Raw genomic sequence first — 17719 nt, forward strand, 5'->3', positions numbered from 1 at the left:
CGCGGATTTAACTCGGTTTAATTCATCCGACGACGCGCGGGCCGCGACACTTCCGTTGAAAGTTTTCAACGCGAGGTCGCGCGACATGTCCCGGATTCCGTCCAGCCCATCCCCGTCGTTCGTTCCCACGCCGCCGCCCGAGGCCGAGGCCGCCCGGCCGGCTCCGCCACCGCCGCCTCCTCCGCCCACGCCGCGCTACCAGAAGCAGGACAGCGGCTTCGAGGCCGAGGACACGCGCAAGTCGGACCTCCGCAAGTGGGCCGCGAAGAACGGCGACACGGCCGGCGCGGGCAAGCCCGGGCCTCATGTGCCGACGCAGCACGGGGGCCAGGGCAGCGGCGGCACAGTCACCGCGGGGATGTTGATGAACGGCGGCATGGCCCTGCTCAATGGCTCCGGGGCCAGCGCGAGCCTCCTGAACGGAGGACGAGGCAACCTGCTCGGAGGCACGGGCAACGGCGGCCTCGTCTCGCGCGGGGGTGGGACCGAGGGCACGACGGCGACCTCTCGCGCCCAGGTCGCGCCGGGCCTGACGGGCGCGGATGCGTACGCGCGGATGCAGACGCTGTCCGCCTCCGCCACCGCGGCGCAGCAGGCGGTCGACGCGACGGAGGTGCAGCTCGCCAACGACCTGGCGCTGCTCGGCCCCACGCTGACCACCGAGGAGCGCGACGCGTACATCGCCGGCTACCGCGAGCAGAACGCCGGCGTCTACGCGGCGCGCGACGCGGCCGTGGCCGACTTCGCCGCCCACCTCGAAGCCAACGGCGACGCGCTCACGAGCTACCTCGCCGAGCACCACGCGGGTTCGCCCTACACCACGCCCACCGCCGCGGCCGCGCTGTTCGAGGGCCTGGCCCTGGTCGCCGACTCGCCCCAGGCGGGCGCCGCGGTGGACTTCCTGGCCAACAACGCCCCGCTGATGACCACCCTCGCCAGCGGCGCGGGCGTCAACCTGGAGGCCCAGGTCTACGGCCCCGCGCTCAACGCCACCATGGCGGACGCGCTCGCGAAGGGACAGACGCCCGAGCAGGCCGTGGCCGCCAGCCGCGCGCTCATCGACGCGATGCCCGCGAGCGTCCAGGCCAGCATCCTGGGCCCCAACCCCCAGGCGACGCTGGACACGCTGTCGCGCGCCGTCACCGGCGACGTGGCCGCCCTCACCGCGCTGTCCACCCACGCGGCCACGCAGGGCGGCGCCGGCGCCATGTCGCTGGTCACCTCCGCGCTCTCGGTGGCCATGTTCACGCGGCCCGAGGTGTTCTCCGAGCCCAACGTCCTGCTGGGAATCACCGGCCCCTTGAGCAAGGTGGGCATGGGCGCCGCGGCCGTCAGCCTCAGCCTGGGCACCGTGGCGTCGGTGCTCCACCGCGTCACCTCCTCCGCCGCCGGCAGGTTCCCCGTCCTCGAGGGAGCGGCCCAGCACACGGCGAACCTGGCGGCGAATGCCCCCGCCCTGGCGAAGCTGGTGGGCAAGGCCAGCAACATCCTGGGCATGGTGGCCGCGAGCCTCAACGTGGTGGAGCTGCTCTCGCGCCAGGAGCAGAACCAGGGCACCCACATCCAGGTGGCCGTGCAGGCCGCGAGCGTCGTCACGGGCGCCCTGTCCTTCGCGGGCATCCTCACCGGCGCCCCGGGCTTCGCCGTGGCCGCCACCCTCTTCGTCCTCAACCAGATTGGCCAGGCCCGGGAGAGCTACCTGCGCGACGAGGAGGTGCGCCGCGCCGTCACCGAGCGCGCCACCGCGTTCGGCATCCCCGACGCCGCGGCCCGCGTGGAGTTCGTGTCCACCTACCCCAGCCAGGCCCGCGACCTGGCGGCGCTCGGCCTCGACTTCCCACGCATGAGGGATTTGGTGACGCGCCGCCTCACCGACACCGCCGGCCTGCGGGAGGTGGCCCAGGCCTTCGACCTGGAGCCCTCCGAAATCGACCAGATGATGGGGCTCATCGCGCCCGAGGGACAGACGACCCCCGCGAACTCCGGCGTGCGCACCTTCCTCAACTACTTCGAAGAGGCCCGGACCGCCCTCCCCAACGGCACCCCCGAGCAGCTCGCCGCGTGGATGCGCCAGAACCCGCCCCCGCCCACCCACGGCGGCGGCTACTACACCTTCGTCGTCTCCATGACGAACCTGCTCACCGCCAGCCCGTAACCGCGCTGCATTCGCACACCGCCTCGATTTGTCCTGGCCGGCGGACACCCGCTATCGTGTCCGCCGGCCTCGTCGTTCCTCCCGACACCGGACGTGAGCAGCACCCCGTCCCGCCCCCACTTCATTCGCTCGACGAATGAAGTTTTCCGCCCCCGCCGCGCGCCAGCCTTCACGACTTCGCGCCCGCGTGGACAATGACTCTCACCAGCGCCACCGCCGCGTCGCGTCAGGCATTGTGCCCTGCGCGCGCCGCAAACGCAGACGTGCGCGAACTTGCAATCCGCCAGACGTCACTGGTACTTTCTTCGCCACTCGAACGAATGCGGCGCCGGTTCGTCACGGAGTGACGGTGGGCCCCGGGGGTGCGGGCGATGGGCACGGCGTGATTCACCGCACGCTCCTCTGAAGCAGAGCGCTTTTCATGACGCATCGCACCGTGCGAGCGCCACCTGTGTGCGTCGACTGGTTTCTTCGCAGCAAGAACGAAGTTTTCCAGCAGGGAGGGGAAGCCCATGCAGCACAAGCGTTTCGCCTGGACGTGTGCCGCGGCGGGGATGCTCGCCGCCATGAGTCTGCTCGGCGCGTGTGACCCGGAAGAGGACGACAAGACGCCGGACCCGCAGGCCGACGCGGGGACGAAGCCCGACTCCGGGACGCCGCAGGACTCGGGCACGCCGGACGCCGGTGCGCCCGACTCGGGGACTCCTGATTCAGGGACGCCGGACGCGGGCGAGCCTCCTCCGGACGCGGGCACGCCGGACGCGGGCCCCACGGTGACGCTGCCCCTGGCGGTGGACAGCCACTGGGCGGCCAGCGGCTACATGGGCGACGGCGAGCAGGGCACCATCACCTATGCGTCCGAGTGCGCCTCGCCTCGGCCCGGCACGGGCAAGGGCACCTGCCACAAGTTCACCTATACGGTGGGCGGCAACAACTGGGGCGGCGTGTGGTGGCAGTACCCGGAGAGCAACTGGGGCGACCTGCCCGGCTTCGAAATCCCGGACGGCGCCTCCGTGCTCTCCTTCTACGCCTGGGGAGCCTCGGGCGGCGAGGTCGTCAAGTTCCTGGCCGGCCTGAGCACCAAGGCGGACGGATTCACGCTGGATACCGGCGACGTGACGCTCACGACGACGCCAACTGAGTACACAATCGACGTCAGCCGCGTCCGATACCGGAAGGTGGTGGGTGGTTTTGGCTGGGTCGCGGGAGGCAAGCCCTCTCCGGTCGTCTTCTTCATCGACGACATCCAGTGGCGGTGACCCCCACCATCCTCCACGCGGTGGAACGGAGCGTAAGGGGACGATGAAAGTGGGAACGGCGGCACGGACGGTCGACGCGGCGGGCATGCGGGCGCAGAACAGCAGCCTGCTGCTGAACATGATCTGGCGCGAGCGCCAGATTTCCCGGGCGGAGATTGCCCGGAGGACGGAGCTCAGCCCGTCCACCGTGTCGGCCATCGTCGCGGACCTGGAGCACTCCGGGCTGGTGCGCAGCATCGGCGCCGGCGTGTCCCGGGGTGGCCGCCGGCCCACGCTCATCGGCTTCCGGGATGACGCCTTCAGCATCCTCGGCGTGGAGATGGGCGCCACCCACGTCACCGTCGTGCTCACGGACCTGCGAGGCCGCGTGCGCACGCACCGCAACAGCGCGCAGCAGGTGCGCAACGACCCCGAAGGCACGCTCAAGTCCATCCGGGCGCTGGTGCAGGAGTGCCTGGACGCCGAGCGCGTGCCCCGCAAGTCCGTAGTGGGCCTGGGCGTGGCCGCGCCCAGCCCGGTGCACCCGTCCGCGCCGGGGAAGCTCTCGCCGCTCATCCTGCCGGCCTGGCGCGGCTACGACGTGCGCGAGGCGCTGGGCAGCACGTTCGACCTGCCGGTGCTGGTGGACAACGACGCGAACCTGGGCGCGCTGGCGGAGTGCTACTGGGGCGCGGGCATCAACGGGGAGGACCTGACGTACATCAAGCTGGCCACGGGCATCGGCTCGGGCCACATCATCCACGGCGACGTGTACCGCGGCGCCGGAGGGACGGCCGGAGAGATTGGCCACATCGCCGTGGACTCCGCGGGGCCGCCGTGCCTGTGCGGACTGCGCGGCTGCCTGGTCACCCTCATCGGGTCCGGCGCGTTGGTGGAGCGCGCGCGGGAGCTGATGGGCACCAAGGGCCGCAAGGCGCCGACCATCCGCGAAATCGTCGAGGGCGCGCGCGCCGGAGACGCGGCGGCGCGGCAGATCATCGACGGGCTGGGCCAGTACCTGGGCATCGCGGTGGCGGGCCTGCTCAACCTGCTCAACCCCGCCATCGTCGTGCTCGGCGGAGAAATCTCCTCCGTGGGGGACCTGCTGCTGGACCCCTTGCGGACCTCGGTGCGCAAGCGCGCGCTGTCCACGTCCATGGCGGAGACGCGCATCGTCACCTCCGCGCTGGGCGACAAGTCCATCGCGGTGGGCGCGGCGACGCTCGTGCTCCAGGCGGCCCTCCGGGACCGCACGCTGTTCCCACTCCAACACGTCGGAAGAATCGCATGACCTCCAGCCGACTCCTCGCGTGGTGCCTGCTCCTGGGGAGCGTGGCCTGTGACCCGGCCCGCTCCAAGAGCATCGAGCCCCCTCCCACCATCCACCAGCCCTCGCATCAGGATTGGCGGCTGGTCTGGCAGGACGAGTTCGACGGCGCACCGGGCACCCCGCCCTCCCCTGAGCGGTGGAACGCGGACGTCGGAGGAGACGGCTGGGGCAACGCCCAGTACGAGCACAACACCGCGCGCACGGAGAACGCGTCACTGGATGGCGAGGGCCACCTGGTCATCACCGCGCGCAAGGAGCGCTACCAGGGCAACGACTACACCTCCGCGCGCCTGAACACGCGCGGCAAGTTCGAGCGCGCGTACGGCCGCTTCGAGGCGCGCATCCAGCTGCCCACCGGCAAGGGCATCTGGCCGGCGTTCTGGATGCTGGGCGCCAACTTCCCGCAGGTCGGTTGGCCCGAGTGCGGCGAAATCGACATCATGGAGCACCGGGGCCAGCTGCCCGCCATCGTCCGGGGCTCGCTGCACGGCCCGGGCTACTCGGGCGGGGAGAACGTCGGCGGCGAGCACGTGGTCAGCGGGGGCAAGCTGTACGAGGACTTCCACCTCTACGCGGTGGAGTGGGACCCCGACCGCATCCGCTGGTTCGTCGACGACGTCGCGTTCCTCGAGGTGACGCCCAGGGATTTGCCGGCCAACCGGCGCTGGGTGTTCGACCATCCCCACTTCCTCATCCTGAATATCGCGGTGGGCGGCAACTACGTGGGGCCCATCGACGGGACCACCCAGTTCCCCCAGACGATGCGCGTGGACTACGTGCGCGTCTACGCGAGGGCGGAATGAGGCCCGCGGCCTCACTGCTCCCCCTCCTCCTGCTGACGTTGGCCGCGTGCTCGAACGAGCCCAGGCCCCGTCCGCCCGGGACGCTGTTCGTCTCCGTGGAGCAGCAGAGCGCGTGGGTGCGCAACTTCAACCCGCTGTTCCCCGGCGCGGGCTCCAGGTGGCCCACGCGCGCGGGCATCTACGAGTGCCTGGAGCTCTACACGCCGTCCACCGGCGGCTTCACGCCGTGGCTCGCCACCGGGCATGCGTGGTCCGAGGACCGCCGCACGCTGCGCTTCACCTTGCGCGAGGGCGTGCGCTGGTCCGACGGCAGGGCCTTCAGCGCGGAGGACGTGGCGTACACGTTCCAGCTGTTGCGCAAGCACGCGGCGCTGGACGCGGGCGGCGTGTGGCGCTTCCTGTCGGACGTGCGCGCCGAGGGGCCGCACACGGTGGCGTTCCAGTTCTCGCGCCTGTTCATCCCGGGCTTCGGAGACCTGGCCGCGCAGCCCATCGTCCCCAAGCACATCTGGGAGCGGGTGGCGGACCCGGTGACCTTCACCAACCCGAGCCCGGTGGCCACCGGCCCCTTCACGCAGGTGAGCCTGTTCCGCAACCAGGTGTACGAGCTGGGCCGCAACCCGTACTACTGGCAGCCCGGCAAGCCCGCGGTGCGCGCGCTGCGCTTCCTGGCGTTCCCAACCAATGACCAGGCGAACCTGGCGCTGGTGGAGGGCGAGGTGGACTGGGCGGGCAACTTCGTCCCCGCCGTGGACCGCACCTTCGTGTCCAAGGACCCGAAGCACCACGCGCGCTGGTTCCCGCTCTACGGCAGCACCGTCTTCCTCTACCCGAACACCACGCGGCCGCCGCTGGACGACGTGCGCGTGCGCAAGGCGCTGAGCATGGCGCTGGACCGCGAGCGGCTGGTCGAGATCGCGATGTACGGCTACACGCGGCCGGCGGACGCCACGGGCCTCAATGACGCGTACGCGGGCTGGCGGGACGCGGACGTCGCGGACGACGCGTGGGTGCGCCACGACGCGAAGGAGGCCGCGCGGCTCTTGGACGAGGCGGGCCTCATCGCGGGCGAGGACGGACTGCGGCGTGGCAAGGACGGCCTGCCGCTGACGCTGGACATCGAGGTGGTGGGCGGCTGGTCCGACTGGGTGCGCGCGGGACAGGTGGTCGCGCGCGACTTGCGCAAGCTGGGGCTGCAGGCGCAGCTGCGCACGTACGAGTTCGGCGCGTGGCAGGCGCGGCTGCAGAAGGGCGAGTTCCAGCTGGCCATCTCGTGGTCACTGGACGGGCCCACGCCGTACACCTTCTACAAGTGGATGCTGTCGTCGGCGACGGTGCGGCCGGTGGGCGAGGTGGCCGCGGCGAACTGGCAGCGCTACGGCGACGCGCAGACGGACGCGCTGCTGGAGCGCTTCGAGGGCACCGACTCGCGCGACGAGCAGCAGGCGCTGATGGCGCAGGTGCAGCGGCGCTTCTCGGAGACGGCGCCCGCGATTCCGCTGTTCCCGAACCCGTCCTGGGGTGAGGCCAACTCCAAGCGCTTCACGGGCTTTCCCTCCGAGGCGAACCCGTACGCGCGGCTGTCCCCGCACGCCGAGCCGGACAGCCTGCTGGTGCTGACGACCCTCACGCCGAGGGAGCCCTGACCATGTCCTACGTGCTTCGCAGGCTCGGCTTCTATCTGCTCGCGGCGTGGGCCTCGCTGACGATGAACTTCGTCATCCCGAGGCTCGCGCCTGGAGATCCGGCCACGGCGATGTTCGCGCGCTTCGAGGGGCGCATCTCGCCGGAGGCGCTGGTGGCGCTGAAGACGGCCTTCGGCTTCACGGACGCACCGTGGCACGTGCAGTACGTCACGTACCTGAAGCACCTGCTCTCGGGCGACCTGGGGCTGTCCTACGCGTACTACCCGTCGCGCGTGTCGGAGGTCATCGGCACGGGGCTCTTGTGGACGGTGGGGCTGGCCGGGTGCGCGGTGGTCATCAGCTTCGCGGTGGGGACGATGCTGGGCGTGCTGGCGGCGTGGAACCGGGGCGGATGGATGGACTCCGCGCTGGCGCCGGCGCTCGCGTTCCTGGGGGCCTTCCCCTACTTCTGGCTGGCCATGCTGGCGCTGTACCTCTTCGGCTTCGGGCTGGGGTGGTTCCCGCTGCGGCACGCGTACTCGCACGACGTGGAGCCGGGGCTGACGCTCTCGTTCATCGCGGACGTGGGGCGGCACGCGGTGCTGCCGGCGACGTCCATCGTGGTGGCCACGCTGGGCGGGTGGATGCTGAGCATGCGCAACACCATGGTGGCCGTGCTGGGCACGGACACGCTGCGGCTGGCGCACGCGAAGGGGCTGCCGCCCCGGCAGGTGATGCTGCGGTACGCGGCGCGCAACGCGCTGCTGCCCAACGTGACGGGCTTCGGGATGGCGCTGGGGTTCGTGCTCAGCGGCTCGCTGCTGACGGAGATTGTCTTCTCGTATCCGGGGACGGGCTACCTGCTCATCCTCGCGGTGCGCAACCAGGACTACCCGCTGATGCAGGGGCTCTTCCTGGTCATCACGCTGGCGGTGCTCGCCGCGAACTTCGCGGTGGACCTGCTCTGCCTCTGGCTGGACCCGAGGACCCGCGCCCATGCGTGAGACCCTTCGACGCCTGCTCCGCCAGCGCAAGGCGGCGGTGGGAGGCAGCATCCTGCTGGGCTTCCTCGTGCTCGCGCTGGTGGGCCCGTGGCTGGTGATGGACCCCACGGAGCTGGTGGGCCAGCCGCACCAGCCGCCCTCGCGCGCGCACTGGTTCGGCACCACGGGCCAGGGACAGGACGTGCTCGCGCAGACGGTGGTCGGCGCGCGGGAGACCCTGGCCATCGGCTTCGCGGTGGGCGCGCTGGTGACGCTGGTGGGCGCGCTGGTGGGAATCACGGCGGGCTACCTGGGCCGGCGTGTGGACGACGCGCTGACGCTCACCACCAACGTGTTCCTGGTCATCCCGGGTCTGCCGTTGGCCATCGTGCTGGGGGCATACCTGCCCTCGGGGCCGATGCGCATGGTGGTGGTGCTCACGTTCGCGGGCTGGGCGTGGAACGCGCGGGTGTTCCGGGCGGAGGCGCTGGCCTTGCGCGGTCGGGACTTCGTGGCGGCGGCGGTGGTGGCCGGCGAGAGCCACGCGCGCATCATCACCCGGGAGCTCTTGCCCAACATGGCGTCGCTGGTGGCGTCGTCGTTCATCGGGAACACGCTGTACGCGGTGGGCGCGCAGGTGGGGCTGGAGTTCCTGGGCCTGGGCGACGTGGGCGCGGTGACGTGGGGCACCAACCTGTACTGGGCCGGCAACGACGCGGCGCTCCTGACGCGCTCGTGGTGGATCTTCGTCCCCACGGGCCTGTGCATCGCGCTGGTGGGCTTCTCGCTCACGCTGCTGAGCTCCGCCATCGACGAGGTGACCAACCCCGCGCTGCGGGCGCCCCCTTCGGCGCCGGTGCCCGCGAAGGCGGTCGAGGCGTCCTCCGAGGCGCCCACGCCCGGCGCGCTCCTGAGCGTGCGTGGGGTGTCCATCGAGTACATGACGGCCTCGGGGCCTTCGCGGGTGGTGGACCAGGTGTCGCTCGACATCGCGCCGGGCGAGGTGTTCGGGCTCGCGGGTGAGTCGGGGAGCGGCAAGTCGACGCTGGGCTACGCGCTGTTGAGACTGCTGCCTCCGTCGGCGGCGATTACCCAGGGCCGCATCCTGTTCGATGGCACGGACGTCACCGCGCTGTCGCCCGAGGCGATGCGCGAGTTCCGCTGGAGCCGGGTGTCCATGGTGTTCCAGAGCGCGATGAGCGCGCTCAATCCGGTGCTCTCGTTGGGCGAGCAGTTCCACGACACGCTGGCGGCGCACGGGGGGAGCTCCCGCGCGGCGTCCCATGCGCGGGCGCGCGAGATGCTCGCGATGGTGGGGCTGAAGCCGGAGCTGGTGCACGCGTGGCCGCACCAGCTGTCGGGCGGCATGCGGCAGCGGGTGGGCATCGCGCTGGCGTTGGCGCTGGAGCCGAAGCTGGTGGTGATGGACGAGCCCACGACGGCGCTCGATGTGGTGGTGCAGAAGGAGCTGCTGCAGCGGGTGGTGGAGCTGAAGGACCGGCTGGGCTTCGCCGTCCTGTTCATCACGCATGACCTGCCGCTGTTGCTGGCGCTCGCGGACCGGGTGGGCATCCTCCAGGCCGGCAAGCTGGTGGAGGTGGACACGGCGGAGCGGCTGCGCACGGACGCGAAGCATCCGTACACGCGGCTCTTGCTCTCGTCCTTCCCGCACCTCGGCGCGTCCGATGTGGCGCCGCCGCCACCGGATGTCCTGGAGCACGCCTCACTCAAAACCGCACAGGCCGCGCTGCCCGGAGGTCGCCGATGAGCCCGCCGCTCCTGGAGGCCACGCGCTTGTCGAAGAGCTTCCCGCTGGGCGGCTTCCTCTCGCGCTCCCGGCGCAAGGTGTTGCAGGACGTCTCCTTCTCACTGGAGCGCGGCGAAATCCTCGCGCTCGTCGGTGAGTCCGGCAGCGGCAAGAGCACCCTGGCGCGCCTGCTCGCGCGGCTGGACACCCCGGACGGCGGCGAGCTGCGTCTGCACGGAGAGAACGTCCTCGCGCACGACGGCCGCGCCGCGTCGCTGTCCTACCGCGCCCGCGTGCAGATGGTGTTCCAGGACCCGTTCGCCTCGCTCAACCCCGTGCACACCGTGGCCTATCACCTGGAGCGCTCGCTCCTGCGCCACGGCAAGGCCCAGGGCGTGGAGCTCAAGCGCCGCGTGCACGCGCTGCTGGAGTCCGTGGGCCTGACGCCCGTGGAGCAGTTCGCCCAGCGCTATCCGCACGAGCTGTCCGGAGGCCAGCGGCAGCGCGTCGCGGTGGCCCGGGCGCTGGCCGTCGAACCCGACGTCATCATCGCGGACGAGCCCACGTCGATGCTCGACGTCTCCACGCGCCGGGGCGTGCTCCAGCTCCTCAAGGGCCTGACGCGCGAGCGCGGCATCGGCATCCTCTTCATCACCCACGACCTGGCGAGCGCGCGACACCTCGCGGACCGCGTGCTGGTGCTCTACGCGGGCAGCGTCGTGGAGACGGGCCACACCCGCGAGGTGCTCCAGGCACCTCGCCACCCGTACACGCGCCTGCTGCTCTCCGCGGTGCCGGACGGCGTGGACTTCCTGCGCACGCCGCTGCCCGCTCGCACTCCCGCCGGGCCCGCGCCGCCATTGGGCTGCGCCTTCGCCCCGCGCTGTCCGCACGCGGACGTGCGCTGTCACGAGTCGTTTCCCCCCTTCCACCTTCCCGCGGCGGAGCACCACGTCCGCTGCCACCTCGAGTCCTCGAAAGGAGTCCCTGACGATGCGGCAGTTTCCTCGTGACTTCGTGTGGGGTGTCGCCACCTCCTCGTACCAGATTGAAGGCGCCACCGATGTTGACGGGCGCGGTGAATCCATCTGGGACCGTTTCTCCGCCACGCCTGGGAAGATTCAGGACGGCACCAACGGCAACGTCGCCTGCGACCACTACCATCGGTGGCGCGAGGACGTGGAGCTGATGCGCTGGATGGGACTGAAGTCCTATCGCTTCTCCATCGCGTGGCCCCGCATCCTCCCCACCGGTCGCGGCAAGGTGAGCCAGGCGGGCCTGGACTTCTACTCACGGCTGGTCGACGGGCTGCTGGAGGCCGGCATCGAGCCCTGCGTCACCCTGTACCACTGGGACCTCCCCCAGGCGCTCCAGGACCAGGGCGGCTGGGCCTCGCGCGACACGGTGAGCGCCTTCGTCGAGTACGCGGACGTCGTGAGCCAGAAGCTCGGCGACCGCGCGAAGCGCTGGATTACGCACAACGAGCCCTGGTGCATCAGCGTGCTGGGCTACGCCAACGGTGAGCACGCGCCCGGCATCAAGGACTGGGGCCAGGCCCTGGCCACGGCCCACCACGTGCTCCTGTCCCACGGACAGGCGGTGCCCGTGCTGCGCTCCAACGTGTCCCAGGCGGACGTGGGCATCACCCTCAACCTGGTGCCCGCCGAGCCCGCGTCGCCCAGCGCCGAGGACCTGGAGGCCTGCCGCTCCTTCGACGGTGGCTTCAACCGCTGGTACCTGGACCCGCTCTACGGACGCGGCTACCCGCGTGACGTCATCCAGGACCATGTCGCCGCGGGCCATCTGAAGTCGGACACCCTGCCCTTCCTGCGCGCCGGAGACCTGGAGGACATCTCCACGCCCATCGATTTCCTCGGGGTCAACTACTACAACCGCGCCGTCCTGCGCAGCGACCGCATCCCCGAGTCGCAGAACGCGCCGCGCACCGTCCACGTCAGCAGCGAGAAGACGGAGATGGACTGGGAGGTGAGCCCCCACGGCCTCACCCAGCTGCTCGTGCGGCTGCACCAGGACTACAACCCGGGCCGCCTCTACGTGACGGAGAACGGCGCCGCGTACGGCACGGGCCCCGACGCGGACGGCCGCGTGCGCGACACCAAGCGCGTGCAGTACCTGCGGCTGCACCTGGAGGCCTCGCTCGAGGCCATCCGCCAGGGCGTGCCCCTCCAGGGCTACTTCGCCTGGTCCCTGCTGGACAACTTCGAGTGGGCCTACGGCTACCAGAAGCGCTTCGGCATGGTCTACGTCGACTACGCCACCCAGAAGCGCATCCCCAAGGACAGCGCGCACCTGTACCGCGCCGTGGTGGCCCAGAACGGGCTGGATGTGGAGCTGGCCGCATGAGAGCCCTGTTCCTCGCCCCCCTGCTGACCCTCGCCCTGCACGCGCCCTCGGGCCTCGCCCAGGAGGTCCAGGCGCCTCCCGTCCAACCCGGCGCGGCGCAGCCTCCCGCGGCGCCCGTGGAGAACGCGCCGCCCGCCGCCGCGCAGCCCGGCGGCGCGCCTCCGCCCACCACGTCCACGCTGCCCGAGGGACCTCCGAGCCCCGCGCCGTCCCCCCAGCCCATCGCCCTGCCCACCGTGGACGTCACGGCGGGCGCGGAGAAGGCCACCGTCGTCAAGCTGTACCGCGACGAGCGGGGCTTCAAGCTGAAGGTGGACGGCCGCGACTTCCTCATGCGCGGCATGAACTGGGGCTACACGCCCATCGGCGAGAACTACCGCTACTCGCTCTGGAACCAGCCCGACGACTTCGTGCGCGCGGTGCTGGCGCGCGAGATGACGCTGCTGCGCGACATGGGCGTCAACTCCATCCGCCAGTTCGACGACATCCCGCCGCGCTGGGTGGAGTTCATCTTCAAGAACTACGGCATCACCACCGTGGTGAACCCGCTGATGGGCCGCTACGGCGCCACCGTCAACGGCGCCTTCGTGCCGAACATCGACTACTCCAACAAGACGTACCGCGAGGCGCTGCTCGCGGAGCTGGCGAAGAAGGTGGAGGTCTACCGGGGCGTCCCCGGCGTGCTGCTGTGGCTGCTCGGCAACGAGAACAACTACGGCCTGCACTGGACCTCGTATGAAATCGAGGCGCTGCCCGGCCAGGAGGACGCCGCGCGCGCGGTGCACCTCTACACGCTGATGGGGGAAGCGGCGCGGACCATCAAGGCGCGCGACGTGAACCACCCGGTGGCCCTGGCGAACGGCGACCTCCAGTACATCGACCTGGTCGCACAGCACGCCGCGGACATCGACATCTTCGGCGCCAACGTCTACCGCGGCCCGAGCGTCCGTGACTTGTACGAGGAGGTGCTGCGCAAGGTGGACAAGCCGGTGCTCTTCTCCGAGTTCGGCGCGGACGCGTACAACGCGAAGGAGGGCCGCGAGGACCACCTGGCTCAGGCCGAGTACCTGCGCCAGCAGTGGGAGGAGATCTACACCCAGACGTACGGCCAGGGCCGCGTGGGCAACGCGCTGGGCGGCTTCGTGTTCCAGTGGGTGGATGGCTGGTGGAAGGTGGGCCAGGAGACCAACCTCTCCCTGCACGACACCACGGCGTCGTGGCCCAACGGCGGCTACGCGGCGGACTTCGTGCCGGGCCAGAACAACATGAACGAGGAGTGGTTCGGCATCTGCGCGCTCGGCACGCCGGATGACGCGGGCATCTCCCGCATCCAGCCGCGCACGGCCTACTACCTCTTGCAGGCGGCCTTCCGGCTGGACCCGTACGCGGAGGAGACGGACCTGGACCGCATCCACGCGCACTTCGGGGCGCTGCGGCCCTCGGAGCTGTCGAAGGGGTACGAGTCCTCCATCGCCCTGGCGAAGGCGGATGAGCTCAGCGCGGTGCGCGTGTCCAACCTGCGGCTGGTGATGGACAGCTCGCTGTCGCGCGGGAGCATCGCGACGACGCGGCCGAACCAGACGGCCTCCGACCACACGGAGTCCATCTTCTTCGACCTGGCGCTCCAGCCCGCCACCGGCGTGTACGGGCGCGCGTCGTTCAACGTGGTGGGCAACGTGGCCACCAACCGCCTCAACAACCTGTTCTACGAGAACCGGGGCAACACGCCCGCGCCGACGACGCCCACGCCGGGTGTCTCTCCGACGCCGGGCGTGGCGCAGCCGGGTGTGTCGGGGTTCGACCGGTTCGCGCTGTACCAGGCGGAGTTCAAGCTGGACCGCACGGACTTCGCGCTCGAGGGCTTCTACCGCGTCGGCCACTACCACTGGGGCGAGGAGGGCGACTTCTTCGGCCTGTACCGCGAGGCCAACTACGGGCCGAACATCGACATCTACCACGGCAACGCGCCCTTCGGCGTGGTGCTCAGCGGCAAGCGCGCGTACGAGGGCTTCAAGCTCGCCATCGGCCCGGAGCTGTACTGGGGCGCCAACCCCTCCATCGTCGCCAAGTACCGCAAGGGCTTCGGCAACGCGGCGCTGACGCTGGTGCACCAGGAGGACATCGCGCGCGGAGGCACGCAGCAGACGGCCTCCGTCATCCGTGAGCGCGTGGCGCGCCGCACGGCGCTGACGTTCGAGTGGAACCAGGGGCCGCTGTCCGTGGACGTGGGCGGTATCCTCGCGGCGCCGCAGCGCATCGGCGAGGAGTTCACCTGGACGCGCGAGACGAACGGCCCCGGCTACCAGGGTACGGGCCAGGAGGTGCTGCGCGACAAGGTGCAGTTCCTGGACACGCTCGGCGCCAAGGCGCGGGCCACGTATGACTTCGGCGGGGCGCGCGTGTTCGCGCAGGGCTCGTTCCGGGGACTCGTGGCGGACGGCGGTCCGGAGCCGAGCATCGTGCTCACGGGCTGGAGCCTGCGGGAGAGCGGGCGCGGCAATCACTTCGGCGCGCAGGCGGGCGCGGCGTTCCAGCTGGGCACCATCGAGGTGGCGCCCAATCTGTTGTACCAGAAGCCGCTCATCGGACCGAACCCGAACATCCCCGACACGTTCGACCGGGAGACGGGCACGTACTTCCCGGCGGTGCGCGCGCGCAACGTGTTGCAGGACGCGTTCACGGTGCTCGACAACCGCGAGACGCTGGGCGCGGAGCTGCTCATCACCTTCGACCCGACGCCCGGGACGTGGTTCTGGCAGTGGGACCGGGAGATGCGCGAGGACGCGCCATTCGCCGCGGGCCTGGACCTAGTGTACCGCCACCAGCCGACGTCGCGTGACGCGAGCATCGCCATCCTCGCGGATGGCAGCGCGGTGCCGTTCGCCGGCGCTCCGCCCGCCCGGGACGAGTGGGAGGCGTCGCTGCGCATGGTGGGCAACCCGTCGCAGCGGCTGAAGCTGTACGGCACGGCGTTCGTGGGCAGCAACCAGTCGGGTGGCGAGGACGCGCGGCAGGTGCGCCGCTTCGGACTGGATGCCAACGCGCTGTACGACACGCTGCTCCTGGCGGCGCAGGTGCGCTTCAACGACTGGGGGCCGTACGACTATCACCGCATCTTCAACCTCACCTATCCGCTGCAGGTCGGAGGCGACTTGTCCTACGGCTTGAAGCGTCCGGTGCTGGGGGCGGTGTCCACGCGCTTCGGTCTGCGAGGGCTGGTGCGCATGCTGAACGAGTACTCGGAGGGCCTGAGCACGACGGCCATCGCCGAGGGGCTCGAGGGCCGCGAATACGAGGTGGGTGCGTATGCAATCCTTTCGCTCTGAGGGACGACGGATGAAGACGTGTCTTGTGCTCCTCGCGGCGCTGGCCGCCTCCGGGTGCTACGACCGCGCGAGCTATGTCTATGGCGAGTCGATGGAGGACCTGACGCTCCAGGTCCACGACGCGACGATGGGCGTGTACCCGAGCACCACCATCCTGGACGACCCGAACAACCCCTTCGTGGACTCGACGCCGGGGGCGGAGACGAAGTGGCTCATCCAGGCCAACGCGGGGCCGGTGGCCTCGTTCTACGCGTGGGCCACCCTGCTGGCGCGCGGACCGTATGGCGAGGCGCAGTACTACGTGGGGTTGAACCTGCTGGGCGTGTACCAGAACGGGCTCGCGTCGCAGCAGGACCTGCCGGTGGTGCGCGAGCTGGCCATCAAGGCGTACCAGTCGGTGCTCGACAACTTCCCGGACGCGGTGACGTACGACGCCACGGGGACGATTCAGTACGAGCTGGTGACGCCGGCGTACAAGGCCATCGTGGAGATGGGTGGGACGGTGACGGGCGGGTGGGTGCTGGTGCGGACCTCGAGCGGCGCGGACAAGGCGGTGCGGCCATGAAGCGGACCTTGGGCGTGGTGCTGCTGATGCTGGGGGCCTGCCGGCCGGACCCGGGCGAGTCCGACTACGAGAACCATCAGCCGTCGGTGCAGGGGGACGCGGGACCGAATCCGGAGGAGGAGTTCCTGCCGGGTCCGTTCCCCTACCAGCAGGGCCAGCGGCGGCTGTTCGTGGGCTTCTACGAGGGAGGACGCTCGGAGGAGATCATCATCAACGACGTGGACTCGCACATCTACCTGTACGAGGGCACGGTCTCGATTGCTTCGTCGACGACGCGCGTGGAGGGGAAGCTGTCGGACCGGGTGGTCCACGCGGGCAAGGCGTGGCTCGGCTTCGGCATCCACTGGGACACGCCGCACAGCCTGGATGGATGGAAGACGCTGCACGTGAGCTTGCAGTCGTCGGACCCGGGGTTCGCCGCGGTGAAGATTGGGATGAACGACACGGAGGGCTTCCAGGTCGACGCGACGAAGTATGGGTATGCGAATGATGGACAGTGGCACCACCTGGCCATCCCCCTGGCGGACTTCGCGGCGGGGGGCGTGAACCTGGCGGCGGTGCAGGCGCCGTTCGTGCTGCTGTCCGGCGCGGGGCCCTCGGGTAATACGCTCTTGCTCGACAATCTGTACTTCACGAACTAGCCGGTGGGCCTGGGTGGCGGCGGCGCGCGCAATTGCAATGATTGCACATTTGCAATTCCGAGTCCATCGCCACCCAGGTTCGGTCTGGCAGTCATTGCCGCTCGGTCGGCAACTTCGACTCGAAATTGCATCCTCCGTCTCGGCCGCGCAGCATGACCGCCGACGGGCCGCGACCGACCGATGGGGTGACTCGCGCGCGACAGCAGGCGCAGGGCCGTCATGTCCGCAGTGACACCCCATCGACGGCCTCCCCCGGGCCGTAGGAGTTGCCTCGTCATGACTCGAACCAGACTCTCCCTCGTCACCGCCGCCCTGCTGTCGATGTTCCTGGGCGCATGCAGCCCCGAGCCGCAGCCGGGTGAGGGGGGCACGGAGGCGATGGCCTCCGAGAGCGCGCTGTCCCAGGACACGGCCGAGCAGGACACGGCCGAGCAGGACACGGCCGAGCAGGACACGGCCGAGCAGGACCCGAGCCTCGTCGCATGTACCGCCACGGCGGTCTGCGGCACCTGCACCACGCTGAATTGCACGGGGACGGCCACGTGTTCTGCGGCGAATGGACCCACGGGCTTCGCCACTTGTGATGGCGTCACCCAGGCTTGTCGGACGTGCTCGTTCGGCGGGGTGACCTACAACGACGGACAGCGTGTCCCGTCTTCCATCACCATTGGCTGCTCCGCGAAGCTCAACGGCCGGTGTCTGGGTGGCCCCTTCGCTGGCCGGGCCTGCGTGTCCAGCGGACAGTGCGGCGCCGAGTGCTGCAACGGCACCTGGCAGTAACGCATCGGGCGCGTGAGGGCGTCTTCCATGTGCCCTCGGTCTTCACGGCGACAGGGTACTGCCCTGTCGTCGTGCGGCAGACGACTGTCTGACAATGCCCTCTGTCAGACAGGGATGCCAGCATCCGCCGACATGGACGCTGCCCATGATGGACTGAGGTGA

Annotated in this window: 13 protein-coding genes; all 13 read left to right on the plus strand. The window is 70.4% G+C overall.

Annotated elements, in window-relative coordinates; all coding sequences use genetic code 11:
* The first annotated feature begins 85 nt into the window (after positions 1–85).
* The 13 genes from AC6JA9_RS37235 (at position 86) to AC6JA9_RS37295 (ending at position 17557) form a co-directional block, all read left to right on the plus strand.
* Positions 86–2155, plus strand: a complete 2070-nt coding sequence (locus AC6JA9_RS37235; protein WP_497958568.1) for a hypothetical protein — start codon at positions 86–88, stop codon at positions 2153–2155.
* A gap of 512 nt (positions 2156–2667) precedes the next feature.
* On the plus strand, positions 2668–3414 hold the full coding sequence (locus AC6JA9_RS37240; RefSeq protein WP_223747253.1) for a hypothetical protein: 747 nt from the start codon (positions 2668–2670) through the stop codon (positions 3412–3414).
* Positions 3415–3457: 43 nt separating this feature from the next.
* Positions 3458–4684 (plus strand): ROK family transcriptional regulator, encoded by a 1227-nt coding sequence (locus AC6JA9_RS37245; protein WP_426744906.1) that lies wholly within the window; start codon positions 3458–3460, stop codon positions 4682–4684.
* Positions 4681–5526 (plus strand): glycoside hydrolase family 16 protein, encoded by an 846-nt coding sequence (locus AC6JA9_RS37250; RefSeq protein WP_497958569.1) that lies wholly within the window; start codon positions 4681–4683, stop codon positions 5524–5526. The genes AC6JA9_RS37245 and AC6JA9_RS37250 overlap by 4 nt, the downstream gene beginning before the upstream one ends.
* The gene (locus AC6JA9_RS37255) at positions 5523–7172 is read left to right on the plus strand and encodes an ABC transporter substrate-binding protein (protein WP_223746966.1); all 1650 of its coding nucleotides are present in this window, start codon (positions 5523–5525) and stop codon (positions 7170–7172) included. Before AC6JA9_RS37250 ends, AC6JA9_RS37255 begins: the two co-directional genes overlap by 4 nt.
* A 2-nt stretch (positions 7173–7174) precedes the next feature.
* Entirely contained in the window at positions 7175–8155 is a 981-nt protein-coding gene (locus AC6JA9_RS37260) for an ABC transporter permease (RefSeq protein WP_141328654.1), read from the plus strand.
* Positions 8148–9902 carry a dipeptide/oligopeptide/nickel ABC transporter permease/ATP-binding protein gene (locus tag AC6JA9_RS37265; RefSeq protein ID WP_497958570.1) on the plus strand — a complete coding sequence of 585 codons (1755 nt, stop codon included), beginning with the start codon at positions 8148–8150 and terminating at the stop codon, positions 9900–9902. Before AC6JA9_RS37260 ends, AC6JA9_RS37265 begins: the two co-directional genes overlap by 8 nt.
* On the plus strand, positions 9899–10894 hold the full coding sequence (locus AC6JA9_RS37270; RefSeq protein ID WP_497958571.1) for an ABC transporter ATP-binding protein: 996 nt from the start codon (positions 9899–9901) through the stop codon (positions 10892–10894). The genes AC6JA9_RS37265 and AC6JA9_RS37270 overlap by 4 nt, the downstream gene beginning before the upstream one ends.
* The gene (locus AC6JA9_RS37275) at positions 10875–12245 is read left to right on the plus strand and encodes a GH1 family beta-glucosidase (protein ID WP_141328648.1); all 1371 of its coding nucleotides are present in this window, start codon (positions 10875–10877) and stop codon (positions 12243–12245) included. Before AC6JA9_RS37270 ends, AC6JA9_RS37275 begins: the two co-directional genes overlap by 20 nt.
* Positions 12242–15571: a glycoside hydrolase 5 family protein gene (locus AC6JA9_RS37280; protein ID WP_497958572.1), complete on the plus strand. Its 3330-nt coding sequence runs from the start codon at positions 12242–12244 to the stop codon at positions 15569–15571. The genes AC6JA9_RS37275 and AC6JA9_RS37280 overlap by 4 nt, the downstream gene beginning before the upstream one ends.
* 10 nt (positions 15572–15581) lie before the next feature.
* Complete coding sequence (locus tag AC6JA9_RS37285; RefSeq protein WP_483578813.1) at positions 15582–16136, plus strand: hypothetical protein; 555 nt, start codon at positions 15582–15584, stop codon at positions 16134–16136.
* A complete protein-coding gene (locus tag AC6JA9_RS37290; RefSeq protein WP_408889039.1) occupies positions 16133–16777 on the plus strand; it encodes a putative glycoside hydrolase in 645 nt (214 codons plus the stop codon). Before AC6JA9_RS37285 ends, AC6JA9_RS37290 begins: the two co-directional genes overlap by 4 nt.
* A 276-nt stretch (positions 16778–17053) precedes the next feature.
* A complete protein-coding gene (locus tag AC6JA9_RS37295) occupies positions 17054–17557 on the plus strand; it encodes a hypothetical protein (protein ID WP_497958573.1) in 504 nt (167 codons plus the stop codon).
* The last annotated feature ends 162 nt before the right edge of the window (positions 17558–17719 follow it).

Source organism: Myxococcus sp. MH1 (assembly GCF_059738865.1).

Bases quoted from the DNA above. Each gene is read 5' to 3' on its own strand.
- AC6JA9_RS37245 (WP_426744906.1), top strand. From the start codon at position 3,458: ATGAAAGTGGGAACGGCGGCACGGACGGTCGACGCGGCGGGCATGCGG.
- AC6JA9_RS37250 (WP_497958569.1), top strand. From the start codon at position 4,681: ATGACCTCCAGCCGACTCCTCGCGTGGTGCCTGCTCCTGGGGAGCGTG.
- AC6JA9_RS37265 (WP_497958570.1), top strand. From the start codon at position 8,148: ATGCGTGAGACCCTTCGACGCCTGCTCCGCCAGCGCAAGGCGGCGGTG.
- AC6JA9_RS37240 (WP_223747253.1), top strand. From the start codon at position 2,668: ATGCAGCACAAGCGTTTCGCCTGGACGTGTGCCGCGGCGGGGATGCTC.
- AC6JA9_RS37270 (WP_497958571.1), top strand. From the start codon at position 9,899: ATGAGCCCGCCGCTCCTGGAGGCCACGCGCTTGTCGAAGAGCTTCCCG.
- AC6JA9_RS37280 (WP_497958572.1), top strand. From the start codon at position 12,242: ATGAGAGCCCTGTTCCTCGCCCCCCTGCTGACCCTCGCCCTGCACGCG.
- AC6JA9_RS37255 (WP_223746966.1), top strand. From the start codon at position 5,523: ATGAGGCCCGCGGCCTCACTGCTCCCCCTCCTCCTGCTGACGTTGGCC.
- AC6JA9_RS37295 (WP_497958573.1), top strand. From the start codon at position 17,054: ATGACTCGAACCAGACTCTCCCTCGTCACCGCCGCCCTGCTGTCGATG.
- AC6JA9_RS37275 (WP_141328648.1), top strand. From the start codon at position 10,875: ATGCGGCAGTTTCCTCGTGACTTCGTGTGGGGTGTCGCCACCTCCTCG.
- AC6JA9_RS37290 (WP_408889039.1), top strand. From the start codon at position 16,133: ATGAAGCGGACCTTGGGCGTGGTGCTGCTGATGCTGGGGGCCTGCCGG.
- AC6JA9_RS37260 (WP_141328654.1), top strand. From the start codon at position 7,175: ATGTCCTACGTGCTTCGCAGGCTCGGCTTCTATCTGCTCGCGGCGTGG.
- AC6JA9_RS37235 (WP_497958568.1), top strand. From the start codon at position 86: ATGTCCCGGATTCCGTCCAGCCCATCCCCGTCGTTCGTTCCCACGCCG.
- AC6JA9_RS37285 (WP_483578813.1), top strand. From the start codon at position 15,582: ATGAAGACGTGTCTTGTGCTCCTCGCGGCGCTGGCCGCCTCCGGGTGC.